Origin of the sequence: Streptomyces sp. CA-251387 (assembly GCF_050936625.1) — a bacterium.
GTDB lineage: Bacteria > Actinomycetota > Actinomycetes > Streptomycetales > Streptomycetaceae > Streptomyces.
Genome location: NZ_JBNJMJ010000001.1, coordinates 571,129 through 596,267 on the forward strand (window position 1 = coordinate 571,129; position 25,139 = coordinate 596,267).

A 25,139-nucleotide genomic window follows, 5' to 3' on the forward strand; every position below is an offset into this window, starting at 1 on the left:
CTCAATATCGGTCATCTCGCCCCTCGTGTGACCCCCCTGTGAACACCCGCCGCATCGCATGGTTAGCATATGAGCGCCACCTAGCTCGAAAGATAGGCCCGTGACTGTCAACGACGACTCGTTCACCAACTGGAAGAACCGCGAGGAGATCGCGGAGTCGATGATCCCGCTCATCGGGAAGCTGCACCGGGAGCGGGACGTCACCGTCCTCCTCCACAGCCGCTCCCTGGTGAACAAGTCGGTGGTCAGCATCCTGAAGACCCACCGGTTCGCCCGGCAGATCGCGGGCGAGGAGCTCTCGGTCACCGAGACGCTGCCCTTCCTCCAGGCGCTGGCCGCGCTCGACCTCGGCCCGTCGCAGATCGACATCGGCATGCTGGCCGCGACGTACAAGGCCGACGACCGCGGCCTGTCCGTGGAGGCCTTCACCGCCGAGGCCGTCGCCGGGGCCACCGGCGCCAACAAGATCGAGCGCGGCGAGGGACGCGACGTCGTCCTCTACGGCTTCGGCCGCATCGGCCGCCTCGTCGCCCGCCTGCTGATCGAGAAGGCCGGCTCCGGCAACGGCCTGCGGCTGCGTGCCATCGTCGTGCGCGGCGGGGGCGAGCAGGACATCGTCAAGCGCGCCTCGCTGCTGCGCCGTGACTCCATCCACGGCCAGTTCCAGGGCACGATCACCGTGGACGAGGCCAGCAGCACGATCTTCGCCAACGGCAACGCGATCAAGGTGATCTACGCGGGCGACCCGTCCGAGGTCGACTACACGGCGTACGGCATCAAGAACGCCATCCTCATCGACAACACCGGCAAGTGGCGCGACCGCGAGGGTCTTTCCCAGCACCTGCGCCCCGGCATCGACAAGGTCGTCCTGACCGCGCCGGGCAAGGGCGACGTCCCGAACATCGTCCACGGCGTCAACCACGACACCGTCAAGCCGGACGAGCAGATCCTGTCCTGCGCCTCCTGCACCACCAACGCGATCGTGCCGCCGCTGAAGGCGATGGACGACGAGTACGGCGTGCTGCGCGGGCACGTGGAGACGGTCCACTCGTTCACGAACGACCAGAACCTGCTGGACAATTACCACAAGTCCGAGCGCCGCGGCCGCTCCGCGCCGCTGAACATGGTCATCACCGAGACCGGCGCCGCCTCGGCCGTCGCCAAGGCGCTGCCCGACCTCAAGGCGAAGATCTCCGGCAGCTCGATCCGCGTCCCGGTGCCGGACGTCTCCATCGCGATCCTCAACCTCCAGCTCGCGCGTGAGACCTCCCGCGAGGAGGTCCTCGACTACCTGCGCGATGTGTCGCTGACGTCGCCGCTGCGCCGCCAGATCGACTTCATCACAGCCCCCGACGCGGTCTCCAGCGACTTCATCGGCTCGCGGCACGCCTCGATCGTCGACGCCGGCGCGCTGAAGGTGGAGGGCGACAACGCGATCCTCTACCTCTGGTACGACAACGAGTTCGGCTACTCCTGCCAGGTCATCCGTGTCGTGCAGCACGTCTCCGGGGTGGAGTACCCCACTTACCCGGCTCCGGCGGTCTGATCCCGCCCAGCCGTCACCGACCCGTCTGCCGGCAATGCGGTGCCGACAGGCGGGTCGGTGCTTCCCGCGCTCAGTGGCCGCGGAACGCCTCCTCCAGCCACCACGACCCGCGGTCGGCGACCACCTTGGCGTCGATGAGCAGCGGTGCGGATCGCGGCCCGGCGACCCAGTCCTCCACGGCCTTCAGGTCGGCCGGCGTCCGCACGGTCACCGCCTCGAAGCCATAGCCCCGTCCCACGGCCGCGATGTCCGTCGGCGGGAACCGGACGGTGTCCAGCGGGTGCCCGGCGGGACCGAAGTGGTGCACTTCGGCGCCGTACGCCTCGTCGTCGTACACGACCACCACCATCGGCAGCCCGAGCCGGCGCACGGTGTCCAGCTCGACGGCACTCATCAACGCGCCGCCGTCCCCGAGCGCGGCCACGGGCAGCCGGTCCGGCTGGGCCAGCGCCGCCCCGATCGTGGTCGCCAGCCCCAGCCCTATCGACTGGAAGGCCTGCGTGAAGCAGAAGCCCTTCTCGTCCGGCACCGACAAGTACGCGCTCGGATAGCCCATGAAGTTGCCCGAGTCCACGCCGACCACCCGCTCGGCGGGGAGGATGTCGTCGAGCGCGATGCTCAACGTCCGCGGGTCGATCCGGTCCCGCGTGCCGGTGTCCTCGTACGGCACGTCGCGCAGGCGGACGCGTGCCATGAGGGCCTCGCCGATCTCGGGTCTGCGGTAGCCCTGCCGTGGTTCACCGCCCGCCTCGGCCACCCGGCGCGCGGTGAGTCGGACGTCGCCGAGGACGCCCAGGTGCACCGGCCGGTGGGCGCCGAGTGCCGACGGCTCGTCGTCGACCTGTACGACGGTGGCGTCGGCGCCGATGAGGCCGCCGTGCCGCATCGTCCACATGTTGAGGGCGCAGCCCCAGCCGACGATCAGGTCCGCGCCCTGGATCAGCTCCGAGGCCAGGGCGGAGGCGAAACCGCCGGAGATGCCCAGGGACCAGGGGTTGCCGTGGAAGAGCCCATGGGCGACGGCCGAGGTGGCCGGCAGCGCGCCGTAGCGCTCGGCGAGTGCCTCCAGTGCCTCCCGGCTGCCGGGTCCCCGCGCTCCCCGGCCGGCCACGAAGACCGGCCGCCGGGACCGGCCCAGCAGGTCCACCAAGGCCGACACGCCGTCCGCGTCCGGCTCGACCGCGGCCCGCCCCGGCGGTGGCGCGGCGTGCGCCAGAGCTCCGTCGGGCACGTCCAGGGCCTGCACCGACAGGGGGAGGTTGAGCAGGACGGTACGCCGCTCCTGCACCGCCAGCCGTACCGCCCCGCACGCCTCCTCGACCGCGCTCTGCGCCGACGTGACCCGGACCGTGCCCGCGCCCACCGCTCGGGCCAACGCCTCTTGGTCGACGTAGAAGTTGGACCTGGGCTCGGTCACCTCGGCCGCGAGCACGACGAGCGGCGTACGGCTCTTGGCCGCCTCCGCGATCCCCGTCATCGCGTTCGTCAACCCGGGACCCTGATGCACGCTCACCACCGCCACCGTGCCGCTGGTCCGGGCGTAGGCGTCGGCCATCGTCGCCGCGCCGCCCTCATGGCGTGCGGCGACGAACCGCGCGCCCGCCGCGACCATGGCGTTCGTGACGTGGAAGTTGCCCGACCCGACCACCCCGAAGACCTGACCCACTCCGGCCGCGCACAGCGCCCGGCCGACCGCTTCCGCGACCTTCATGAGCGCTCCACCAGTGCGAGCACGCGCGCGGGAGCGCCGGAGCCGGTGACGATGGGCAGCGGTCCGGCGATGACGACGGATCCGGTCGGCGGGAGCGCGGCGAGGTTGCGCAACTGGGTCAGGCCGTACTTGTCGCTGCCCATGAGGTGGGCGTGACACGGGAAGGCCGGGTCGAACGAGAACGCGCGTCCGGCGTCCGTACCGACCGTGTCGACTCCGAGGCCGATCACCGGTGATTCCTCGGCGACCCAGCGGGCGCATTCCGGCGACAGACCGGGGGTGTGCGGGCCGTTCTCGTCGGCGTTGAGGAACGCCTCCTGCGTCTCGGCGCGGGCATCCCAGCCGGTGCGCAGCAGCAGCCAACCCCCGTCGGGCAAAGGCCCGTGGTCGGCCTCCCATGCCTTCACGTGGTCGATCTCGACCAGGAAGTCGGGGTTCTCGGCGGCCTCGGCGGTGAAGTCCAGCACGGCCGCGGGGGCGATCAGTCTGCGGGCCGGCACCGAGGCCACGTCGGTGAGGTCCTTGCCGGTGACCCAGTGGTTCGGGGCGTCGAAGTGGGTGCCGGTGTGCTCGCCGCTGCGGAAGTTGTTCCAGTACCAGGCGGGACCGCGGTCGTCGTACCGGCTGATCTCCTCCAGTTCGAACACGGCGGTCTGCCCGAACTCGGGCGGCAGCTGGATCACCGGGGTCGACGACGACAACGGCGAGGTGAGGTCGACGACTTCGACGGCCCCACTCCGTAACGCGGCCACCAGCGCGGCGAGGACGGACGGCTCGGACATGGGCGCCTCCTGGGTCGGTGCTGGAACTGACAGCATCGCAGGCCGGTATGACGGTTGTTCAGATACGGTCCGACAGACCGACCGTTTCGTCGACGCGTTCGGCGACCCAGCTCAGGAAGTCCCGTACGTCGGCCGCGGGCAGCTCGGCGGAGACCCGCGCGGGGCGTTCGTAGCTGTGCAATGCCGCCTCCAGGAGGGGCCGGAAGCGCGCCTCGTACGCCGCGACCGCCTCCGCCGCCCGGCGCTTGGCGGCCCAGCGGCCGGTCCGGCAGTACTCCACGGAGCGGCAGCCGTTGAGGACCCGGTTGTCCGCGAGATGCCCTTCGCCCGCGCTGTGCTCACGGACCGAGGCGCGGATCGCGGTCAGCACTCCGGCGCGGGCCGGTTCGGCGATCACGTCCCGCGCCGGCCTGCCGTACAGCACGCGCCCGGCCTGATGGGCGACGGAACGGTCGATGACGTACCAGAACGCCGGGGACTGCGCGGGGTCGAGGCTGACCCGCTCGGGCAGCAGCGGCCCGGTGTTGAGGTCCAGCAGGTAGCCGGCCTCGCCGGACGGGCGGGCCGCGAAGTCCTCGTCGTAGACCACCAGTTCCAGTCCCGCCGCCGGGCAGGGCAGGGCGGGGTGCGCGAGTGCGGCGGCGAGCTCCGGCAGCGCCCGCTCGGGGAGGGACCGGTCGACGATCACCGTGACGTCGGTGTCGCTGCGCCCGTGCCGGTAGTCGCCGAGCGCGACGGAGCCGACCGCGATGACGCTCGCCAGGTGGGATCCGCAGACGGTGTGGGTGCGGTGGACGAGCTCCGCGAGGTAGGGGCGGAGCTCGGCGGGGACGGCGTGGGGGTCTGTGAGCGTCCGGGTCATGGGGTCAGTGTCGCCCAGACCGGAAATCTGCGAATGCCCGACAACGTCCGCACCGCAGGAGGCCGGGCTGCACGCCGGAGACCCGGTGGTCTGCGCCCGGCCTCCGCTTGGGCCCGCCGGCGCCCCGCGCAGATACCTCCCCCTGCGCGGGGCGCCGACGGCGATCCCGGGCCTGCTCAGGCGAGTTCGACGAGAAGGTCGCCGCCCTCGACCTGCTGGATGGGATTGATGGCCAGCCGGGCCACCCTGCCGGACTTCGCGGCGGTGATCGAGGCCTCCATCTTCATCGCCTCGATGGTGGCGACCGTGGCACCGGCCTCCACCTCCTCGCCCTCGGCGACCGTGAGGGTCACCACGCCGGCGAACGGCGCCGCGACATGGCCGGGGTTGGCCCGGTCGGCCTTCTCCGTGACGGGCACGTCCGAGGCCGCCGCCCGGTCGCGGACCTGGATGGGCCGCAGCTGGCCGTTCAGGGACGACATCACGGTGCGCATGCCGCGCTCGTCCGCGTCGCCGATGGCCTGCAGCTCGATCAGCAGCCGCACGCCGCGCTCCAGGTCGACGGCGTACTCCTTGCCCGGGCGCAGCCCGTAGAAGAACGCCTTGCTGTCCAGCACGCTGGTGTCGCCGTAGGAGTCGCGGTGCGTCTCGAACTCGCGCGTGGGCCCCGGGAACAGCAGCCGGTTGAGCGTCGCCCTCCGGTCCTTCGCCAGGCCCTTGCGGTCGTCGGCGGTCAGTTCCTGCACCGGCTTGCCCTCGGCGCGGCCCTGCAGCGCCTTGCTGCGGAACGGCTCGGGCCAGCCGCCGGGCGGAGTGCCCAGCTCGCCGCGCAGGAAGCCGATGACGGAGTCGGGGATGTCGAAGCGGTCCGGCTCGGCCTCGAAGTCCGCCGGGGACACGCCTGCACCCACGAGGTGCAGGGCCAGGTCGCCGACCACCTTCGAGGACGGGGTGACCTTCACCAGGCGGCCCAGCATCCGGTCGGCGGCGGCGTACATCGCCTCGATCTCCTCGAAGCGGTCGCCGAGGCCGAGCGCGATCGCCTGGGTGCGCAGGTTGGACAGCTGCCCGCCGGGGATCTCGTGGTGGTAGACGCGGCCGGTCGGCGAGGCGAGACCCGCCTCGAAGGGGGCGTATACCTTGCGGACGCTCTCCCAGTACGGCTCCAGGTCGCCGACGGCCTGGAGGTCGAGGCCGGTGGGCCGGTCGGAGTGGTCGGTGGCGGCCACGATCGCGGACAGCGACGGCTGCGAGGTCGTGCCGGCCATGGACGCCACCGCCCCGTCCACCGCGTCCGCGCCGGCCTGGATGGCGGCGAGGTAGGTGGCGAGCTGGCCGCCGGCGGTGTCGTGGGTATGGATGTGGACCGGCAGGTCGAACTCCCGGCGCAGAGCCGACACCAGCTTCGCCGCGGCCGGTGCCCGCAGCAGGCCCGCCATGTCCTTGACCGCCAGGACATGGGCGCCCGCGTCCACGATCTGCTCGGCCAGGCGCAGGTAGTAGTCGAGGGTGTAGAGCTTCTCGGACGGGTCGGACAGGTCGGAGGTGTAGCACAGGGCCACCTCCGCGACGGCCGTTCCGGTCTCCCGTACGGCCTCGATGGCGGGCCGCATCTGGTCGACGTCGTTCAGCGCGTCGAAGATGCGGAAGATGTCGATGCCGGTGGCGGCGGCCTCGTGCACGAAGGCGTCGGTCACCTCGGTGGGGTACGGCGTGTACCCGACGGTGTTGCGGCCGCGGAGCAGCATCTGCAGGCAGATGTTCGGCGCGGCCTCCCGCAGGGCGGCCAGGCGCTCCCACGGGTCCTCGGCGAGGAAGCGCAGGGCGACGTCGTATGTGGCGCCGCCCCAGCACTCCAGGGACAGCAGCTGGGGCAGGGTGCGCGCCACCACCGGGGCGACGGCGAGCATGTCCTTGGTACGCACCCGGGTCGCGAGCAGCGACTGGTGGGCGTCGCGGAAGGTGGTGTCGGTGACACCGATGGTCGGGGAGGCGCGCAGCCAGCTCGCGAAGCCCTCCGGGCCGAGTTCGGCGAGCCGCTGCCGGGAGCCGGCCGGGGGCTCACCGGCCGGCAGCGCGGGCAGCTTGGTCAACGGGTCGAGCAGGTCGGGCCGTTCGCCGTGCGGCTTGTTGACCGTGACGTCGGCCAGGTAGGTGAGCAGCTTCGTGCCGCGGTCGGCGGAGTGGCGGGCGGTCAGCAGGTGCGGGCGCTTTTCGATGAACGACGTGGTGACCCGGCCGGCCTGGAAGTCGGGGTCGTCCAGCACCGCTTGCAGGAAGGGGATGTTGGTGGCCACGCCGCGGATGCGGAACTCGGCCACGGCACGCCGGGCACGGCCCACCGCGGTGGCGAAGTCCCGGCCCCGGCAGGTGAGTTTGACCAGCATCGAGTCGAAGTGCGCGCTGATCTCCGTACCGGCGTGGGTGGTACCGCCGTCGAGGCGGATGCCCGAACCGCCCGGGGAACGGTAGGCGGTGATGCGGCCGGTGTCCGGGCGGAAGCCGTTGGCGGGGTCCTCGGTGGTGATACGGCACTGAAGGGCGGCGCCGCGCAGGGTGACCGTCTCCTGCGACAGCCCCAGGTCGGCCAGGGTCTCGCCGGCGGCGATACGCAGCTGGGCCTGGACGAGGTCGACGTCGGTGACCTCCTCGGTGACCGTGTGCTCGACCTGGATGCGCGGGTTCATCTCGATGAAGACGTGGTTGCCGTCGCGGTCCAGCAGGAACTCCACCGTGCCGGCGTTGCGGTAGCCGATCTGCCGGGCGAAGCGCACGGCGTCGGCGCAGATCCGATCGCGCAGATCGGGGTCGAGGTTCGGGGCGGGCGCGAGCTCGATCACCTTCTGGTGACGGCGCTGCACCGAACAGTCCCGCTCGAAGAGGTGGATGACGTTGCCCTGCCCGTCGGCGAGGATCTGCACCTCGATGTGGCGGGGCTCGACGACGGCCTTCTCCAGGAAGACCGTGGGGTCGCCGAACGCGGACGCCGCCTCGCGGGACGCCGCCTCGATGGACTCGCGCAGCTGGGCGGGGTCCTCGACGCGGCGCATGCCGCGCCCGCCGCCGCCCGCGACCGCCTTGACGAACACGGGGAAGCCGATGTCCTCGGCGGCGCTGACGAGGGCGTCCACATTGGTGGACGGCGCCGAGGAACCCAGCACCGGGACGTCGGCCGCGCGTGCGGCGGCCACCGCGCGCGCCTTGTTGCCCGTCAGCTCCAGGATTTCCGCGCTCGGCCCGACGAACGTGATGCCCGCCTCCTCGCACGCCCTGGCCAGATCGGGGTTCTCGGACAGGAAGCCGTAACCCGGGTAGACGGCGTCCGCCCCGGCCCGCTGTGCGGCCCGGACGATCTCCTCCACGGAGAGATAGGCCCGCACCGGATGTCCGGGCTGGCCGATCTCGTAGGCCTCGTCGGCCTTCAGCCGGTGCAGGGAGTTGCGGTCCTCGTGCGGGAAGACGGCGACCGTGCGTGCGCCCAGCTCGTAGCCTGCGCGGAACGCACGAATCGCGATCTCACCGCGATTGGCGACCAGCACCTTGCGGAACATTCTTGATCCCTTCAGCCTGCCGGTGACGGAGAGCACCCATGGTGTCGGCGGCACTCCTTTCACGCCATGTGAGCCGGGCCACTCGCGATGATCTCGTCCGTTCCGCAACCGGTCACAGCGCACCACCGGCACCCGAGCGACCGGACGGGCCTACGCTGTCCTTGAGCCTCCTGTGGTCAAGGGTGGTGTGAGCGAGGTGCCCTGATGGCCGGCGCGAGTCACCGCGATGCACGTGCCCACGAAGCGATCGGCGAAACGCCGGATCGGCGCACGGCCGCGGTGGGACACGCGGGGGTGTTCCAGGATCTGCTCCCGCTGGCCCTGTGGGTGGCCGATGCCGACGGGCGCCTGGTGCAGTGGTCGCTCGCCGCGCAGGACCTGCTCGGTCACACGGCGGAACAGATGGTGGGCCAGGACGCCAACCGTGTCCTCGTACCCGAGGAGAACCGGGAACTGGCCGACCGGCTCACCCGGAGGGTGCGGTCGGGCGCGGCTGTCGTCGCACGGCTGCCGGTGCGGCATCGCGACGGATCCCTCGTCGAGATGGAGATGTGGATCTGTCCGATCGCGGACGGGCGGGAGCGGACGGGTGTGCTGGCCATCGCGGCGGAGACCTCGGCGGTGGAGCAGATGCGGGATGCGCTGGCGGCGCTGGAGGGTCTGTTCACTCAGTCCCCGATCGGCCTGGCCATGCTCGGTCCCGACTTGCGTTTCCTGCGGGTCAACGAGGCTCTGGCACGGATCGACGGCGTGCCGGTGGCCGAGCACGTCGGCCGGCGCGTCACCGAGGTCGCCCCGAGCGCCGGCGTGCTGGAGTCGGTGATGCGGCAGGTGCTCGAGCGGGGTGAGGCGGTGGTGGACTTCCGCCACACGTCCTCCGCCGCGGATCCGGAGCGGCGGCGGACGTGGTCCTGCTCCTACGCCCCCTTGCTCGGCGGTGCCGGCCAGCGGGTGGGGGTGATCGCCTCGCTGATCGACGTCACGGAGGGGCAGCGGGCCCACGTGGAGGCGGAGCAGGCGAGGCGGCGTCTTGCGCTGCTGGCGGAGGCGGGGACGCAGATGGGCTCCACGCTGGATCTGACGCAGACCGCGCGGGAGGTGGTCCGCGTCCTGGTGCCCCGGCTGGCCGACTCCGCCGACGTCCAGCTGCTGGAGGAGGCGGTGGCCCCGGACGAGACCGCCGCGTCGGCGCACGGCGTGGTCCGCCGGGTGGCGGCGGTCTTCACCGATCCGGCCGCGCCGGCCGACCTCCTCGCGGTCGGCATGACCCTTCAGGTCCCGCCCGGTTCGGTGTACGAGCAGATCATGACCGCCGGGCGGCCCATGAACCTGTACCTGAGCGACATCGGCCCGCTGATCACCACCCCCGGCGTCGACCGGCTGCGCGACTATCTGCGCGCCCGCGTGGGCGCGGCACGACTGGTGCCGCTGGTGGCCCGGGGCACCGTGCTCGGCGCGGTGGTGGTCACCCGCACCCGGGACCGGGAGCCCTTCGACGACCAGGACATCCTGCTGATCGACGAGCTGGTCGCCCGGGCCGCGCTGAACATCGACAACGCGCGCATGTACGGCCGGGAACGCGACGCGGCACTCACCCTCCAGCGCAGCCTGATGAACCCCTTGCTGCCCGTCGTCCGCGGGCTCGAACTCACCGGCCGTTATCTGCCGGCCGGCGACAACGAGGTCGGCGGCGACTGGTTCGACGCCATCGCCCTGTCGGGCGACCGGACCGCCCTGGTGATCGGCGACGTGATGGGGCACGGCATCCACGCCGCGGCGGTGATGGGACAGCTGCGCACCGCCGTACGGACCCTGGCACGCCGGGACACGCCGCCCGACCAGGTGCTGCGCTTCCTGGACGCCGCCGTCGCGGACCTGGGCGACAACGAGATGGCCACCTGCCTGTACGCCGTGCACGACCCGGGCACCGGCCGCTGTCTGATCGCCCGGGCGGGCCACCCGCCGCCCGTGGTCGCCGACGGGCGGGGAGCGGTCGCCTTCCTGGAGGGACCCGCGGGCCCGCCGCTGGGCGTGGGCGGGCAGGACTGCGAGGTCCAGCAGCTGGTCCTTCCTCCCCACAGCCTCCTGGTGACCTACACCGACGGTCTGATAGAGACCCGCGGCTCCGACCTCGACCAGGGCATGCGCCGTCTGGCCCAGGCGCTGCGGCATCCCGGGCATCCCCTGGAGGACATCTGCGACGCCCTCCTGGCGCACGTCATGCCCGACGTGGCCGACGACGACGTGGCGGTCCTCCTCGCCCGCGCGCTGCCCCGGTGACCTGGCCGTCCGTGCGCCGGCGGACAGCCCGCCCCGGCCGCGACGACGAGGCACGCAGTGTCCGCAGAGCCGATACTGGGGGTGAGTCGCTGAAAGCCAGACATCCGGAACGGCAGGAGCGCCCCGGGGCGCCGCGCCACCGGCCCCGCGAACGGTGCGAGATGGGTGGGCGATGCACAACACATCCCCGACGACGCTCAGCGAGAGCCCGGAGGATCCGTTCTCGGTCCACCGGTCGGCATCCGCCGTGCTGGACGGCCGGGGGCGCATCGTCGCCTGGAGCGAACAGGCCACCGCCCTCCTCGGGCACCGGGCCGAGGAGGTGCTGGGCCGGACGGTGCGCGAGGTCCTGGTCGACAGCGGGGACGAGGCCCTGATCGCCGAGGCGACCGCCGAGTGCCTGCGCGAGCGCGGCTGGTTCGGGCTGCTGCCGGTCCTGCACCGCGCGGGCCACCGCGTGTACGTGGGGTTCCGGGCGCGCAGGGTGCAACGACTGGACTCCACCGTCGAGTGGCTCCTCGTCGGCTCGCTCGCCGAGGACATCGTCCAGTGGGAGATCGACCGGGCCATGCTGGACGGCTTCTTCCGCCGGTCCCCGGTGGGGGTCGCGGTGCTCGGCCCGGATCTGCGCCTGTTGCGGGTGAACCGGGCGATCGCACGGTTCGGCGGACTGCCCTCCGAGGCGTACCGCGGGCTTCGCACCACCGACTTCCTGCTCGGCCCGGACGCGGCACTGGTCGAGGACAGGCTCCGGCGGGTGCTCGAGACGGGTGAGCCCGTGATCTTCGCCGAGCAGCCCTGCCGCTTGCTTCGGGACCCGCAGAAGGAGCTCTTCGTCTCCGTCTCCGCCTTCCGGATGCAGGACCCCTCCGGCCGGGTGCTGGGCGTCACCGAGATCGTCGAGGACGTCACCGACCGCCACCGGGCACGTCGGCGGCTCGCGCTGCTCAACGAGGCCGGCACCCGGATCGGGAGCACCCTGGACGTGGCCAGGACGGCGCGCGAGCTGGCCGAGGTGGCGGTTCCCGCGCTCGCCGACGCCGTCTCGGTGGATCTGCTCGAACCCGTGACCCGCGGGGAGGAGCCGGCCCCGGATGCCACGGGCCCCTTGCGCAGGATGGCGGCGCGCAGCGTTCTGCCCGAGGCGTTGCAGGTGATGTATCCCGTCGACCATCTGTTCTCCTTCCCCGAGCAGTCCGCGCAGGCCCGCTGCCTGGCCGAGCGGCGTGCGGTGCTGCAGCCCAATCTGCAGGTGAGCAAGGTGTGGTTCACCGACGACGCGGACCGGGCCGAGAAGGTGCTCGCGATGGGTGTCCACTCGCTGATGGTGGTGCCGCTGGTGGCGCGCGGTGTCGTCCTCGGCGTGGTCTGCCTGTGGCGGGTACAGCGGCCGGAGCCGTTCGAGGAGGACGACCTCACCCTGGCGGAGGAGTTCGCCGCGAGGGCCGCGGTCTGCATCGACAACGCCCGCCGCTACACCCAGCAGCACCAGGCCGCCGAGGCCCTCCAGCGCAGCCTGCTGCCGAGTGAGGTGCCCGAGCACCCGGCGGTCGAGACGGCCCACCGCTACCTGCCCGCGCAGGCCTCCACCGGTGTCGGCGGCGACTGGTTCGACGTCATCCCGCTGTCCGGACTGCGGGTCGCGCTGGTCGTCGGCGACGTCGTCGGCCACGGCATGCACGCCTCGGCGACCATGGGCCGGCTGCGCGCCGCCGTGCGCACCCTGGCGCACCTCGACCTGGCCCCGGACGAGGTCCTCGCCCGGCTCGACGACCTGGTGGACCAGTTGGCCACCGAACAGCGGCAGACCGATGGGAACGCCCCGCAGATCGTCGGCGCGACCTGCCTGTACGCGATCTACGATCCGGTCTCCCGGACGTGCGCGATGGCGCGCGCAGGGCACCCGCCGCCGACCGTACTGGGGCCGGACGGCCGGGTGCGCCCGATCGACCTGCCCGCTGGACCACCGCTGGGTCTCGGCGGGCTGCCGTTCGAGACGGCCGAGCTCGACCTGGACGAGGGCAGCCTGCTCGCCCTGTACAGCGACGGCCTGCTCCTGGCCGACCACCGTGACGTCGACCAGGGGCTCGACCTGCTGCGCACCGCGGTGGCCGGTCCGGCCCGCTCGCTGGAGGACATGTGCAAGGCGGTGGAGGACGCGTTGCTGCCCGACCGGTCCGCCGACGATGTCACGCTGCTGCTGGGCCGGACCCGGGTGCTGGCGGCCGAGAAGGTGGCCACCTGGGAACTGCCGGCCGAGCCCACCGCGGCCGGCCGGGCCCGGAGCCTGGTGACGGAGCGGCTGACCGAGTGGGGACTTGAGGAGCTGGCCTTCACCACCGAACTGATCGTGAGCGAACTGGTCACGAACGCCTACCGGTACGCCGGCGGCCCGGTGCTGCTGCGCCTGATCCGGGACGGCCACCTCATCTGCGAGGTCTCCGACACCAGCAGCACCTCGCCCCACCTGCGTCAGGCCCACAGCACCGACGAGGGCGGACGAGGCCTGTTCCTGGTGGCCCAGCTGTCCGAGCGCTGGGGCACGCGCTACGGCCGCAACAGCAAGACCATCTGGGCCGAGCAGCCGCTGTCGCAGGCTGACGGGGAGTCAGGCGCGTGACGTGACACGCCTCAGTCCACGATGACGCCGGTGAGAGCCGGTACGGGGGCCCGTCCGGCGAGCGCACCGGCGAAGTTCTCCTCGACCTCCGCCTTTTCCGCCGCGTCCGGATACGGGTTCGTGCACGCGGTGCCCGCGCTGGAGCCGGACATCAGGCTGGAGCAGGGCCCGGGCTTGCGATCGGGCAGGCCGAGGATGTGCCCGAGTTCGTGGGCGGAGATACGAACCGTGTTGTAGCCCTGGTCGACGGCCTGACGCCCGATGTAGACGGTTCCGTTGCCCAGCGTGGTGGGCAGCGCGCGCGGCCAGCCGTTGTCCGCCAGGACCCGTATGTTGGCGCGTTGCCCGGTGGCGGCCGGCTGCAGCTCGACCGCGTCCACACTCTCGTTCCAGATCGCCGCGCCCCGGTCCACCGCGCTCCTGAACTCCGCGGAGCCGCTCGCGTCGTAGGTGAGGACCCGGGCGGCCAGGGGGTGGCCCACGGCGTCGGGGGAAGCGGCCACGGCGGGGCTGCCCACCAGGGACAAGGACACGGCCAGGGCGGTGGATAGGCTGCCGGTCAGCGTACGGACGTGCATGTGCGACCTCCTCGTGGGGGAAGGGAGTCGTGCTCATGACACACTCTGGGGTCATTGCCCAGCCGAGGCAGCGGTGAATCCGGTCGAGTGATCCTGACGCCCGCGCGTATGCCGTGAACTGTGCGCCCTGCAGGGCGATTTCACTGCTTGGCGCCGAAGTTCTGCGTCCACCAAGGTCCGCCCGAGCCGTCGTGGATGCCCACGCCGATGTCCTTGAACGAGCAGTTGAGGATGTTGGCACGGTGGCCGGGGCTGTTCATCCAGGAGTCCATCACCGCCTCCGGGGTCTGCTGGCCCTGAGCGATGTTCTCCCCGTACGTGGACCAGGTGTAGCCCGCGGCGGTGATGCGCTGCCCTGGGTCGGCGCCGTCCGGGTTGGTGTGGTCGAAGAAGTTGCGGGCAGCCATGTCGTCGGAGTGGCCCTGCGCGGCCTTGTTCAGTAGCGGGTCCTCCGTGAGCGGCCCGCAACCGGCGTCCGCCCGCTCCTTGTTCACCAGCGCGACCACCTGCCCGACGGTGTCCGTCGGGGCCGGCTGCGACTGCGGGGTACTGGCCGCGGCCCGGGTCGGACGAGGGGACTGCTGGGGAGTCGGGCTCTTCCGGGCGGGGCGCGGGGACTTGGAAGGGCTCGCCTTCTTGGACGGCGACGCGGACGGCGACGGCGATCTGGACGCCGACGGGGAGGTCTCCACGGGGCTGGGTTCCGCGAGGTCCACTGCCGGGGCTCCGGCGGTCCGTGCAGCGGTCGCTTCTTCGGCGCGGGTCCCGGTCCCCGAGTCCGTGTCGAAGTACCAGAGTCCGCCACCTGCCACGCAGGCCGCCACGACGGCACCGCCGACGGCCCGGCGCCGGTTGCGGCGACGTCGACGGGCCTCACTGCGGGAGGCCGAACGGCCGCGCCCGGCACGGTGCCCGGCTCCCGACGCCGACCCTCCATGACCTCCGGACGCGTCCAGCCGGGACGCCGAGCCGACCGCGGCCATCCCGCCGGAGGCGGACAGCACCCTCTCCAAGAGCACGGGCGTCGCCGCGACCAGCGCGAGGCCGGCCAGCAGCCCCTCCGCAGGCATCAACCCGCTCCACAGTCCTGAGCAGCGCACGCATCCGCGGGCATGCCGGGCTATTCGCTTGCGCCACAGCGCCGAGGGCCGGCCGTCCCAGGAGGCCAGCAGGCCCCGCAGTTCCTCGCACAGCGGCCGCGAGTCGAGCGCCCGCACGACGACCCGGGCCGCCTCCAACTGCGCCTTCATCCGCTGCACCCGGACCGCCGTGTGCTGCGGCGACAGCTCCAGAGCCGCGGCGACCTCGGTCCGGGTCAGCTCACCCGCGCACTCCAGCCACCACAGCGACAGCAGCCCTCGGTCGTCCGGCTCCAGCCAGCGGGTGGCGCGTGCGGTCTCCTGGCGCTGGCCGGACAACTGAAGCTGCATCATGGTCAGATCCACGAAGTCGGCGCCCGGGTCGGGGAAGTCCTCGGTCTCCTCCACCGCGCCCGGGGCGGACTGCCGGTCCTGCCAGTGCGCCCGGACCTGGTTCATCGCGATGGCCACGAGCCAGGAGCGGAAGCTTTCGGGTGTGCGCAGACCTGCGAGCCCGTCAAGGGCACGGAGCATGGTCTCCTGCACCACGTCGTCGACATCGACCGAGCCGTTCAGCGCCCGTCCCACGATGTTGTAGACGAGCGGGAGGTACGTACTGACCAGGGCGTCCTGAGCCTCCGGGTCGCCTCCTCGGGCGGCGGTCACCAGTGCCGCCGACTCCCCCGCGCGCTCTGTACTCATCACAAACTTCCCTGTCCTCGACGCCGAACGGTGCTGTCCGATACATGGGAGATCGCTCGATGGGCCTCGCATAACAGTTATTCGGACGCCAGTTCCACGAGAGACTCACGGGATCGGCGCGGCAGCGCAATGGGGGACGTCACATCGGCAGGGCGGAGCGCTTCGGAACGTCACCATGAGACCTGGACGCACACATCAGCCCAGAATTACGGGGGTTCGCCCCATATGGTGTACGTCATCAGCGCACCCGCATGCAGCGCGGAGCGGCCTTGTCGCGGGCGTCTGGGAAGGCGTACGCCGACCGGCCACCGCCAGGAAAAGCACCGGGTGACGGTGATGAGGAGCGCGCCGCCGGCAGCTCCGTGCGACGGCCGTCTTCAGCCGCGTCGGTCACTGGACGTGCGCGCGTTGCTCGGCGCGGCGGCGATGGCCACGGTCGGCAAGGCCCGACGGGCGGTGCGCACCCGTTCCGGCACGTTCCGGCCCGTCATGCACGCGCACCGCTCGACGCAGGAGGTGACGCCGGCTGGCGCCCCCACGCGTCGCGCGGTCAGTGACTGACCAGCTGGTCGGCCAGACGGCGTGCCTGGGTGAGCAATGTGCCGTAGGTCGCCAGCACATCAGGATCGCCGGGCATCGCGCCGTGCAGCCGTTGCCGCAGGTCATCCAGGTTGCGCACCAGGTCTTCGACGACCTCGCGCAGTTCCTGGTCCGCCCGCTCGTCCTGCCCGCTCGGGGCGAAGCGGCTCTGCGTGTAGAGCCGTATGGCGCGGGCGCTGCAGTGAAGGAACTCCGCGTACGGCTTGGTGACGTGCGGACCCGGCCTAGGCTTCTTCCCGTCGCCGTCACAGGCTTCCAGCACCAGCCGGGTCACGCCCGTGGTGTGGACGGCCACGTGGTCGAGGACGGTGACCGCGTCGTCGTAGTCCTGCCCGGGCGGCGATATCGCGCGGCCGCGGCGGGGGTTGGCCCACAGGCTCTCCCGGCTCCAGCCGACCGCGGCGCGGGCCTGGTCCACCAGACGGCAAAGGCGCAGCGCACGCTCGTGCAGGGACCCGGCCACGTGGGCATCCCACTCGTCCTCGGCCAGCCGGTCGGCCACCGCGTCCAGAATCTCCTGCGCCTCGCAGGCCGCGTCCTCCAGCGCGGCGCGGGTGCTGCGCAGATACACCGGAGGCCGGATCAGCGCATTGACCGCGATGCCCACCACCGCGCCGAAGACCGCCTCCGCGATCCGGGCAGCCGACGCGGCGACCGTGACCGGTCCACCGGTCAGGACGAACAAGGCGCCCGTGACCGCGTAGATCCCTTGGCTGCCCAGGCGCCGCCAGTTCCCGAGCAGCACTGCCACCGGCAGTACCAGGCCCATCGCCCCCAACGGCGAATCCACCATCAGCACGGCCCCTGTCGCCACCACCGTCCCGGTGGCGATGGCCGCCACTTGCTGCAGCCCATGGGCGATCGACCGGTACACCGTCGACTCCACCAGCACGACCGCCACCCATGGCGCGACGAACGCCATCGGCGCCTTCAGCCACCAGCCCGCCACGGCCCACGCCACACACGCCGCCAGAGCCGCCTTGACCGCCTGCACGGCCAGATCCCGCTCACGGCCCGGCTCCACCCATGCCCGCCGAACCGCCTCTACCGCCGCCCTGCCATGGCGCCGGGCACTCAGCACTGCCCCTCGAATCCCTCGAATCCCTCGCATCCCCAGCCAAGTGCCACCTGTGCCGAGAAGGATTCCCCGCATCCCACGCCAGGGGACGACTTCCTGCGGCAAGAGGGATGCCGAGTCCTATGCCACGGGGGCGCCCGAGTTCGTACGCCAAGGGGGGAGGCCTGAGTTCGTACGCAAGGGGGACGCCCGAATTCCTAACGCCAAGGGCCATGCACCCACGCCGACATCTTGACGCGTCAATGACAAGGATGGCTTGATGCTTATGGGAGCGCTCCCACCTAACTCAGGGAAGGGACCACCATGCGCAGCACCCGCCACTTACCCTTGCGGATCATTCCGCTTCTCGCTCTGCCGGCGACCCTGCTCCTGCCCGTGGGGGTCGCCCTCGCGCCGCCCGCCACAGCCGCTCCGGCGGCAGCGGACCCCGTGCGCATCATGCCGCTGGGCGATTCGATCACCGGCTCGCCCGGCTGCTGGCGTGCGCTGTTGTGGAACCGGCTGCAAGCCGCCGGGTACACGGACATCGACTTCGTCGGCACCCTCACCCACCGGGGCTGCGCCCAGGCGCACGACGGTGACAACGAGGGCCACGGTGGCGAGTTGGTGACCAACGTGGCCGACCAGAACCTGCTGCCGGGGCGATTGGCCGCGACACTCCCGGACATCGTTGTCATGCACTTCGGCACGAACGACGTCTGGAGCAGCATCTCCCCCGACCGCATCCTGGCCGCCTACACCAAGCTCGTCGAGCAGATGCGGGCCGCCAATCCGGACATGAAAGTCCTGGTCGCCCGGCTCATCCCCATGAACCCGAGCGGCTGCACCGGCTGCGCGCAGCGCGTCGTCGACTTCAACGCCCGGATCCCCGAGTGGGCCCGCACGACGAGCACCAGCCGCTCCCCCGTCACCGTGGTCGACCAGTGGACGGGCTTCGACACGGCCACCGACACCTACGACGGCGTGCACCCCAGTGCCTCCGGCGACGAGAAGATCGCCGCCCGCTGGTATCCCGCCTTGGCCGCGCTGCTCGACGCGGACCCGGGTGGTCCGGCCGACCCGGGCGACCCGCCCGACTGCACCGCGTCGTTCCGTGCCGTGTCCGCCTGGCAAGGCGGCTACCAGGGCGAGGTGACGGTGACCAACACGTCCGCCTCCCCCGTCTCGGGCTGGACCGCGACGGTCGCCCCGGCCGCCGGGGCCCGCCTCACCCAGGTCTGGAACGGCACCCTCGCAGCAGCGTCGGACGGCACGGGCACCGTCTCCAACGCCGACTGGAACGGCACCCTCGCACCCGGCGCGAGCACCGCCTTCGGCTTCATCGCCAGTGCCCCGGCAACGGCCGACGCTCCGTCGGCGACTGTCAGCTGCATGGCACACCCCACATCACCCTGACGCACCGTCACCTCATCTCACCCGTCTCACTCTTCGGAGCCGCCATGAGATCCCCCACCCGCACCGCCCCACGACTGGCCGCCGTCGTGGCCGCCCTCCTGGGCCTGCTCGCCCCCTTGCTCTCCTTCGCAACGCCCGCGCAGGCGGCGGCCACCGGCCTCCACGTCCAGAGCGGCCGACTGCTGGAGGCGAACGGCAACGACTTCGTATTGCGCGGCGTCAACCATGCCCACACCTGGTACCCGGGCGAGACGGAGTCGCTGGCCGACGTCAAGGCGCTCGGCGCCAACACCGTCCGCGTCGTCCTGTCCGACGGCCACCGCTGGACGAAGAACAGCGCCGAGGACGTGGCGGGCGTCATCGACCGGTGCAAGGCCAACCGGCTCATCTGCGTCCTGGAGGTGCACGACACCACCGGTTACGGCGAGGAGGCCGCCGCCGGCACCCTCGACCACGCGGCCGACTACTGGATCGGCCTGAAGGACGTGCTCACCGGCGAAGAGAACTACGTCATCATCAACATCGGCAACGAGCCCTGGGGCAACACCAACCCCGCCGGCTGGACCGATCCCACGATCGCGGCCGTCAAGAAGCTGCGGGGCGCCGGATTCACGCACACGATCATGGTGGACGCGCCCAACTGGGGCCAGGACTGGCAGGGCGTCATGCGCGCCAACGCACAGTCCGTCTACAACGCCGACCCCACCGGCAACCTGCTCTTCTCGATCCACATGTACAGCGTCTACGACACCGCCCAGGAGATCACCGACTACCTGAACGCCTTCGTGGGTGCCGAACTGCCCCTTCTCATCGGCGAGTTCGGAGGTCCGCCCGACCAGTACGGCGACCCGGACGAGGACACCATGATGGCCGCCGCACAGCAACTCAAGCTCGGCTATCTGGCCTGGTCCTGGAGCGGCAACACCGACCCGATCCTCGACCTGGCGATCGACTTCGACCCGACGCGGCTCAGCTCCTGGGGCCAGCGCGTCTTCCACGGCGCCAACGGCGTCGCCGCCACCTCGAAGGAAGCCACGGTCTACGCCTCGGGCGGGGGCGACACCACTCCCCCGACCGCGCCCGGGACACCGACCGCCTCGGAGGTGACCGCCTCGGAGGTGACCTCGTCGTCGGTGAAGCTGGCCTGGGGTGCCGCCAGTGACGGGACCGGCGTCAGGGGCTATGACGTGGTGCGGGTCAGCGGCGGGACCGAAAGCCCCGTCATCAGCACGGCGGGTACCTCCGCCACCCTCACCGGCCTCACCCCGGCCACGTCGTACACCTTCGCCGTCTACGCCCGTGACGCCGCCGGCAACCGCTCGCCGCGCTCCGGCACGGTGACGGTCACGACCTCCTCCGGCGGTACACCGGCGACATGCGGTGTCGCCTACCGTGTGACGAACGAGTGGCCCGGAGGCTTCCAGGGCGAGATCGTCATCCGCAACACCGGCAGTTCGACCATCAACGGCTGGACGCTGCGCTGGACCTTCCCCGACACCCAACGCGTCAGCAACCTGTGGGGCGGCACCGCGGCCCAGAGCGGCTCGGACGTCTCGGTCGCCGCCGTTTCGTACACCGCGACGATCGCCCCGGCAGGCTCCGTCACCCTGGGCTTCACGGCCACCAAGGGGAGCACGAATCCGACTCCCACGGCCTTTGCGCTCAACGGCTCCACCTGTTCGCTGAGCTGAACCACCCGCGCGCTGCGCTTCCTTGGCGTGCTGTCGGCTCAGGGCGCCAAGGAAGCGCACGTCAGTCACACAAGGCCGTGACAGGAACCACACAGATTCACGTGCAGGGCACACGCAAGATCCGGATAAGGTGAGGCTGGCCTAACGGCTGAACAATCTGCATCAAAAGGAGCCTTGCCATGCTTCACCGGCGCCGCGGGACCGCCGCCGTCGCTCTTGCCGTCGCCGCCGCCCTGTCCCTCGCGGCCTGCGGCGGTTCCAACGACACGGCGGGCAACAAGGGCTCGGGGGCCGGTGACAAGAAGGCCGTGGCGCAGGGCGGCGGGGACTTCGCGTCCGCCGCGAAGAAGACCGCGGCCATGGGCACTGCCGCCAAGCCGGGCGAGTGGCCGCGCACCATCGAGCACGCCATGGGCGAGACCGTCATCAAGTCCCAGCCCAAGCGTGTGGTGGTCCTGGACGTCGGCGAGCTCGACAACGTCGTCTCGCTCGGCATCAAGCCGGTCGGCCTCGCCCCCACCGAGGGCTCCCCCGAACTGCCGTCCTACTTGAAGAAGGACGCCGGCACCCCGTCGAACGTCGGCACCATCAACAACCTCAACCTCGAGGCGATCGCCGCTCTCAAACCGGACCTGATCCTCGGCAGCCAGCTGCGCGCCGCGGACAAGTACGACGAGCTGTCGAAGATCGCCCCCACGGTCTTCTCCATCCGCCCCGGCTTCACCTGGAAGGAGAACTACCTCCTGAACGCGGCGGCCCTGGACAAGACCGCGCAGGCCAAGGCGAAGCTCGCCGCGTACGACAAGAAGGTCGACGAGCTCGGCGCCGAGCTCGGCGCCGACAAGCCGAACGTGTCGATGGTGCGTTACCTGCCCGACGGTGTCATCCGCCTCTACGCCAACGCCTCGTTCATCGGCACCATCCTCAAGGACGCCGGCATCCCGCGCCCCGAGAACCAGGACATCGAGGACCTGGCCGCCGAGGTCAGCGCCGAGAACATCGACCAGGCCGACGCGGACTACATCTTCACCGGCGTGTACGGCGACCCGAAGGCCACGGACAAGTCCCGCGCGCAGGGCAACCCGCTGTGGAAGAACCTGAAGGCGGTCAAGGCGGGGCACGCCTACGACGTGCCGGACGAGACCTGGTACCTGGGCCTGGGCGTCACCGCGGCCGAGCAGGTCCTCGCCGACCTGGAGAAGTACCTGGCCCGGTAAGGCCACTCGGCCGCCGTACCCGAACAGACGAACAGCCCCAGCAAGAGGAACCGCATGTCCCGTGCCACCCGGCGCCGCATCGCCTGGACGGTCGTGGGCATGGTCCTGCTGTTCGTCGCCGTGCTGCTCAGTCTCGCCCTCGGCAGCCGCCAGATCCCTCCCGGCGAGGTGTTCGACGCCCTGCTGCACGGCGGCACCGGCGACAACGCGCAGGTCGTGCGCGCCCTGCGCGTCCCCCGGACGGTCATCGGCGCGATGGTCGGGCTGGCCCTCGCGGTCGCCGGGGTGGTGATGCAGGGCATCACCCGCAATCCGATCGCCGAGCCCGGCGTCCTCGGCGTCAGCCAGGGCGCCTCGCTGGGAGTGGTCTGCGCGATCGCGTTCCTCGGGGTGCACACGCCCGCCGGGTACGTCTGGTTCGCGTTCGCCGGTGCGGGGCTCGCCGCGGTGGCCGCGTACGCCGTGGCGGGCAGCGGACGCGGCGGGGCCTCGCCGGTCAAACTGGCGCTGGCCGGGGCCGCGATGAACGCGTTCATCGCCTCCGTGGTCTCCGCGATCGTCACGACCGACGCCCGTGCCCTGGACGAGTTCCGCTTCTGGGACGTCGGTTCGATCGGCGGCCGGGACGGCGAAGTCGTCGCGCAGACCTGGCCGTTCGTGCTGGTGGGGCTGCTGCTGGCCGCCGTCCTGGCCCAGGGCCTGGATGCCCTCGCCCTCGGCGACGACGTGGCGCGGGGTCTCGGTCACCGGGTGGCTCTGCTGCGTGCCCTGGGCGCGCTCGCGGCGACCGTGCTGACCGGGGTCGCCGTCGCGGTCGCCGGTCCGATCGCGTTCACCGGGCTGGCCGTCCCGCACATCGCGCGGGCCCTGGTGGGAGCCGACCACCGGTGGGTGCTCGCCCTGTCCGCGCTGCTGGGCCCCGTGGTGATCCTGGTGTCGGACGTGCTCGGCCGGGTCGTCTTCGCGCCCTCGGAAGTGCCGGTGGCCGTGATGACCGCGTTGCTCGGCGTGCCGTTCCTGGTCGCGCTGGTTCGGAGGAAGGCGACGGTGCCGGCGTGACACAGCCTCTTGTACGGACGAGCCCCGCTGCTCGGCGTCTGCGCCCTTCCGGCTACACCGTCGTCCGGGTGGGCGCCGGCAGCTTCCTGCTGCACCGCCGGGCGAGTGCCGTCGCGGCCTTGCTGGCGGTCGTACTCGCGACGACGGCCGTGGTGTCCCTGTGCGTCGGCGAGTCGTACGTCTCGCCCACTCAGGTCGTCCGGGTGCTGCTGGGGCAGCCGAGCCCCGACGAACTGGTCGTCGGCACGCTGCGTCTGCCCCGCCTGGTGACGGGGCTGCTGGTCGGCGCCGCTTTCGGCGTCTCCGGAGCGCTGGTCCAGACCGTCGCCCGCAACTCGCTGGCCAGTCCCGACGTCATCGGCGTCACGCACGGCGCGGGCGCGGCGACGGTGACCGCGATGACCTTCGGGATCACGTCGTACACCGTCCTGCCGTACGTCTCGGTCGCGGGCGGACTCTCGGCCGCCGCGCTGGTCTACGTCTTCGCCTGGCGGGGCGGCCTGCATGCCACGCGTTTCGTCCTGGTCGGGATCGGGGTGTCGATCGCGCTCGGGTCGCTGACCCGGCTGTTTCTCACCAAGGGCGACTATCTGGTGGCCCAGCAGGCCAAGGTGTGGCTGACCGGTTCGCTCAACGGCCGGGGGTACGACCAGGCCGCGCCCCTCGCCTGGGTGCTCGTGGCCCTGGTCCCGGCCCTGCTGTGGGCGGCGCACGCCCAGCGCATGGTGTCCCTGGACGACAGCACGGCGACCGCGCTGGGCGTACGGCTCGGCCCGGTCCGGCTGGGTCTGACCGCGCTCGGCGTGGTGCTGGCGTCGGTGGCGACCGGCGCGGCGGGCCCGGTCGACTTCGTGGCGCTGCTCGCCCCGCAGATCGCCCACCGGCTGACCCGCACCGCGCAGATTCCGCTGCTCTCCTCCGCCCTGGCCGGCGCCACGATCGTCCTCGTCGCGGACCTGCTGGCCCGGCGCCTGTTCTCCCCGGTGGAGCTGCCGGTGGGGGTGCTCACGGCGGCGGTCGGTGCGCCGTATCTGATGTGGCTGATCGCGCGCACGCGTGTCCGTCGCTGATGGGGCTGCGCCCGATGCGGATGATTCGGGCGATCCGGGCGGCGAGGGAACCTGAGCGGGCTCGGAGGCGTTCTTGTCTGGTAACGGGGGTGGGCCGGTTCGCCTGCCGACAGGAACGAAGGTGACACGATGAGTGACAAGGCCCGCAAGCTCTTCGAGGCGCTCGACCTCGACCACAACGGGACACTGACCCGTATAGAGGTGATCACCGCCTTGCGGACGAAGGGCCCGTCCCTGGCCGCGTCGGGAGATCTGCCGTTCTGGGGCGTGGGTGACGACGACGCCTCCTCGGCACTGTTCGACGCCGCCGACCAGAACGGGGACGAGGTGCTGACCCTGGAGGAGTTCGCGGCGGTCGTGGACCGTCGTTTCGGCTGGTCCTGAAAGGGGACACATGCACCCGACGTTCGTCCTGGTCCACGGGGCCTTCGCGAACTCCTTCTCCTTCGCACCGCTCCAGGCCGAACTCGGCCTCCTCGGGCACCGTTCGGTCGCAGTGGACCTGCCCGGCCACGGATTCGGCGCCACCTACCCACGCGCCTATCAGGCGCCCCAGGATCCCGAAGGGCTCGCCACCGCGCCCGGTGCGATCAAGGGCGTCACGCTCGCCGAAAACGCCGCGCACCTGATCGGGATCCTCGAGCGGGCCAGGCGGAACGGCCCCGTGATCCTCGTCTCGCACAGTCGCGGCGGCATCACGGCCACCGCCGCGGCCAACGCACGCCCGGACCTCATCGACCGCATCGTCTACGTCGCCTCCTGGTGCCCGGTCGACCTCGACGTCGGCGACTACTACGCCGAGCCGGAGATGGCCACGGTCGACACCGCCTCCCTGGCCCGGGCGGCGGCCGGGAACCCGGCCGAACTCGGCCTGCTCCGCGTCAACTTCCGCACCGCGGATCGGGACGCCCTCGCGGCCTTCAAGGCGGCTCTCCTCGCCGACGGCACCGACGACGAGCTCCTGGCCTTCCTCAGCACCTTCCAGCCCGACGAGAACCTGGACGTCGGCTCGTCGGCCGACCGGGCGCAGGCCGCGACCTGGGGCCGCATCCCGAAGACCTATGTGCGTCTGACCGACGACATGAGCCTGCCGCTCGCCCTCCAGGACCGGCTGATCCGCGAGGGCGACGCGCTGACCCCGGACAACCCGTACGACGTCCGCACCCTCGGGGGCAGCCACCTGAAGTGGCTGACCGACCCGGCACCGGCGGCCCGGCTTCTGGGCGAACTCGCCGGGCCCTTGGCCGGATCCTGACGGGTGGCGACCGTCCGGAGCACCGGGCCGCACAGCGCAACTCAGGGTTTCCGAGCACAAAGA

Annotated in this window: 17 protein-coding genes; 10 read left to right on the forward strand and 7 right to left on the reverse strand. The window is 71.6% G+C overall.

Annotation, left to right across the window (positions count from 1 at the left end; genetic code table 11):
* Positions 1–100: 100 nt before the first annotated feature.
* Positions 101–1,546, forward strand: coding sequence for a glyceraldehyde-3-phosphate dehydrogenase (locus tag ACQEV2_RS02595; protein WP_433036064.1), 1,446 nt, complete (start codon positions 101–103; stop codon positions 1,544–1,546).
* Between the two features lie 70 nt (positions 1,547–1,616).
* Here the strand turns inward: ACQEV2_RS02595 and ACQEV2_RS02600 are convergent, their stop codons facing one another.
* The 4 genes from ACQEV2_RS02600 to ACQEV2_RS02615 all read right to left on the reverse strand — a co-directional run bounded on the left by ACQEV2_RS02600 (position 1,617) and on the right by ACQEV2_RS02615 (position 8,452).
* Entirely contained in the window at positions 1,617–3,257 is a 1,641-nt protein-coding gene (locus ACQEV2_RS02600) for a thiamine pyrophosphate-binding protein (RefSeq protein WP_433036066.1), read from the reverse strand.
* Positions 3,254–4,039 carry a cyclase family protein gene (locus tag ACQEV2_RS02605; protein ID WP_433036068.1) on the reverse strand — a complete coding sequence of 262 codons (786 nt, stop codon included), beginning with the start codon at positions 4,037–4,039 and terminating at the stop codon, positions 3,254–3,256. Before ACQEV2_RS02605 ends, ACQEV2_RS02600 begins: the two co-directional genes overlap by 4 nt.
* A gap of 58 nt (positions 4,040–4,097) precedes the next feature.
* The gene (locus tag ACQEV2_RS02610) at positions 4,098–4,901 is read right to left on the reverse strand and encodes an aminoglycoside adenylyltransferase domain-containing protein (RefSeq protein WP_433036070.1); all 804 of its coding nucleotides are present in this window, start codon (positions 4,899–4,901) and stop codon (positions 4,098–4,100) included.
* 176 nt (positions 4,902–5,077) lie between these two features.
* Complete coding sequence (locus tag ACQEV2_RS02615; RefSeq protein WP_433036072.1) at positions 5,078–8,452, reverse strand: pyruvate carboxylase; 3,375 nt, start codon at positions 8,450–8,452, stop codon at positions 5,078–5,080.
* Positions 8,453–8,656: 204 nt separating this feature from the next.
* On the opposite strand from ACQEV2_RS02615, the gene ACQEV2_RS02620 reads away from it, so the two are divergent.
* Positions 8,657–10,732: a SpoIIE family protein phosphatase gene (locus tag ACQEV2_RS02620; protein ID WP_433036074.1), complete on the forward strand. Its 2,076-nt coding sequence runs from the start codon at positions 8,657–8,659 to the stop codon at positions 10,730–10,732.
* A 172-nt stretch (positions 10,733–10,904) separates the two neighbouring features.
* On the forward strand, positions 10,905–13,352 hold the full coding sequence (locus tag ACQEV2_RS02625) for a SpoIIE family protein phosphatase (protein ID WP_433036076.1): 2,448 nt from the start codon (positions 10,905–10,907) through the stop codon (positions 13,350–13,352).
* Positions 13,353–13,363: 11 nt separating this feature from the next.
* Here the strand turns inward: ACQEV2_RS02625 and ACQEV2_RS02630 are convergent, their stop codons facing one another.
* From ACQEV2_RS02630 to ACQEV2_RS02640, 3 genes are all read right to left on the reverse strand, one after another.
* Complete coding sequence (locus tag ACQEV2_RS02630; RefSeq protein ID WP_433036078.1) at positions 13,364–13,930, reverse strand: snapalysin family zinc-dependent metalloprotease; 567 nt, start codon at positions 13,928–13,930, stop codon at positions 13,364–13,366.
* Between the two features lie 140 nt (positions 13,931–14,070).
* A complete protein-coding gene (locus tag ACQEV2_RS02635) occupies positions 14,071–15,711 on the reverse strand; it encodes a sigma-70 family RNA polymerase sigma factor (protein ID WP_433036080.1) in 1,641 nt (546 codons plus the stop codon).
* A gap of 550 nt (positions 15,712–16,261) precedes the next feature.
* Positions 16,262–17,422: an FUSC family protein gene (locus tag ACQEV2_RS02640; protein WP_433036082.1), complete on the reverse strand. Its 1,161-nt coding sequence runs from the start codon at positions 17,420–17,422 to the stop codon at positions 16,262–16,264.
* A gap of 270 nt (positions 17,423–17,692) precedes the next feature.
* Between ACQEV2_RS02640 and ACQEV2_RS02645 the strand changes: the two genes are divergently transcribed.
* From ACQEV2_RS02645 to ACQEV2_RS02675, 7 genes are all read left to right on the forward strand, one after another.
* The gene (locus ACQEV2_RS02645; protein WP_433036084.1) at positions 17,693–18,784 is read left to right on the forward strand and encodes a GDSL-type esterase/lipase family protein; all 1,092 of its coding nucleotides are present in this window, start codon (positions 17,693–17,695) and stop codon (positions 18,782–18,784) included.
* Positions 18,785–18,828: 44 nt separating this feature from the next.
* Positions 18,829–20,475 (forward strand): cellulase family glycosylhydrolase, encoded by a 1,647-nt coding sequence (locus tag ACQEV2_RS02650; protein ID WP_433036086.1) that lies wholly within the window; start codon positions 18,829–18,831, stop codon positions 20,473–20,475.
* Positions 20,476–20,654: 179 nt separating this feature from the next.
* Complete coding sequence (locus ACQEV2_RS02655) at positions 20,655–21,692, forward strand: ABC transporter substrate-binding protein (RefSeq protein ID WP_433036088.1); 1,038 nt, start codon at positions 20,655–20,657, stop codon at positions 21,690–21,692.
* A 54-nt stretch (positions 21,693–21,746) separates the two neighbouring features.
* Positions 21,747–22,751: a FecCD family ABC transporter permease gene (locus ACQEV2_RS02660; protein WP_433036090.1), complete on the forward strand. Its 1,005-nt coding sequence runs from the start codon at positions 21,747–21,749 to the stop codon at positions 22,749–22,751.
* Positions 22,748–23,821: a FecCD family ABC transporter permease gene (locus tag ACQEV2_RS02665; RefSeq protein ID WP_433036092.1), complete on the forward strand. Its 1,074-nt coding sequence runs from the start codon at positions 22,748–22,750 to the stop codon at positions 23,819–23,821. The genes ACQEV2_RS02660 and ACQEV2_RS02665 overlap by 4 nt, the downstream gene beginning before the upstream one ends.
* 129 nt (positions 23,822–23,950) lie before the next feature.
* Complete coding sequence (locus ACQEV2_RS02670) at positions 23,951–24,205, forward strand: EF-hand domain-containing protein (RefSeq protein ID WP_433036094.1); 255 nt, start codon at positions 23,951–23,953, stop codon at positions 24,203–24,205.
* A gap of 10 nt (positions 24,206–24,215) precedes the next feature.
* The gene (locus tag ACQEV2_RS02675; protein WP_433036096.1) at positions 24,216–25,076 is read left to right on the forward strand and encodes an alpha/beta hydrolase; all 861 of its coding nucleotides are present in this window, start codon (positions 24,216–24,218) and stop codon (positions 25,074–25,076) included.
* The last annotated feature ends 63 nt before the right edge of the window (positions 25,077–25,139 follow it).

Excerpts from the sequence above, each read along its gene's own strand:
- ACQEV2_RS02600 (WP_433036066.1), bottom strand. The coding sequence starts at position 3,257 with ATGAAGGTCGCGGAAGCGGTCGGCCGGGCGCTGTGCGCGGCCGGAGTG.
- ACQEV2_RS02605 (WP_433036068.1), bottom strand. The coding sequence starts at position 4,039 with ATGTCCGAGCCGTCCGTCCTCGCCGCGCTGGTGGCCGCGTTACGGAGT.
- ACQEV2_RS02610 (WP_433036070.1), bottom strand. The coding sequence starts at position 4,901 with ATGACCCGGACGCTCACAGACCCCCACGCCGTCCCCGCCGAGCTCCGC.
- ACQEV2_RS02615 (WP_433036072.1), bottom strand. The coding sequence starts at position 8,452 with ATGTTCCGCAAGGTGCTGGTCGCCAATCGCGGTGAGATCGCGATTCGT.
- ACQEV2_RS02620 (WP_433036074.1), top strand. The coding sequence starts at position 8,657 with ATGGCCGGCGCGAGTCACCGCGATGCACGTGCCCACGAAGCGATCGGC.
- ACQEV2_RS02625 (WP_433036076.1), top strand. The coding sequence starts at position 10,905 with ATGCACAACACATCCCCGACGACGCTCAGCGAGAGCCCGGAGGATCCG.
- ACQEV2_RS02630 (WP_433036078.1), bottom strand. The coding sequence starts at position 13,930 with ATGCACGTCCGTACGCTGACCGGCAGCCTATCCACCGCCCTGGCCGTG.
- ACQEV2_RS02635 (WP_433036080.1), bottom strand. The coding sequence starts at position 15,711 with ATGAGTACAGAGCGCGCGGGGGAGTCGGCGGCACTGGTGACCGCCGCC.
- ACQEV2_RS02640 (WP_433036082.1), bottom strand. The coding sequence starts at position 17,422 with ATGCGAGGGATTCGAGGGATTCGAGGGGCAGTGCTGAGTGCCCGGCGC.
- ACQEV2_RS02645 (WP_433036084.1), top strand. The coding sequence starts at position 17,693 with ATGCGCAGCACCCGCCACTTACCCTTGCGGATCATTCCGCTTCTCGCT.
- ACQEV2_RS02650 (WP_433036086.1), top strand. The coding sequence starts at position 18,829 with ATGAGATCCCCCACCCGCACCGCCCCACGACTGGCCGCCGTCGTGGCC.
- ACQEV2_RS02655 (WP_433036088.1), top strand. The coding sequence starts at position 20,655 with ATGCTTCACCGGCGCCGCGGGACCGCCGCCGTCGCTCTTGCCGTCGCC.
- ACQEV2_RS02660 (WP_433036090.1), top strand. The coding sequence starts at position 21,747 with ATGTCCCGTGCCACCCGGCGCCGCATCGCCTGGACGGTCGTGGGCATG.
- ACQEV2_RS02670 (WP_433036094.1), top strand. The coding sequence starts at position 23,951 with ATGAGTGACAAGGCCCGCAAGCTCTTCGAGGCGCTCGACCTCGACCAC.
- ACQEV2_RS02675 (WP_433036096.1), top strand. The coding sequence starts at position 24,216 with ATGCACCCGACGTTCGTCCTGGTCCACGGGGCCTTCGCGAACTCCTTC.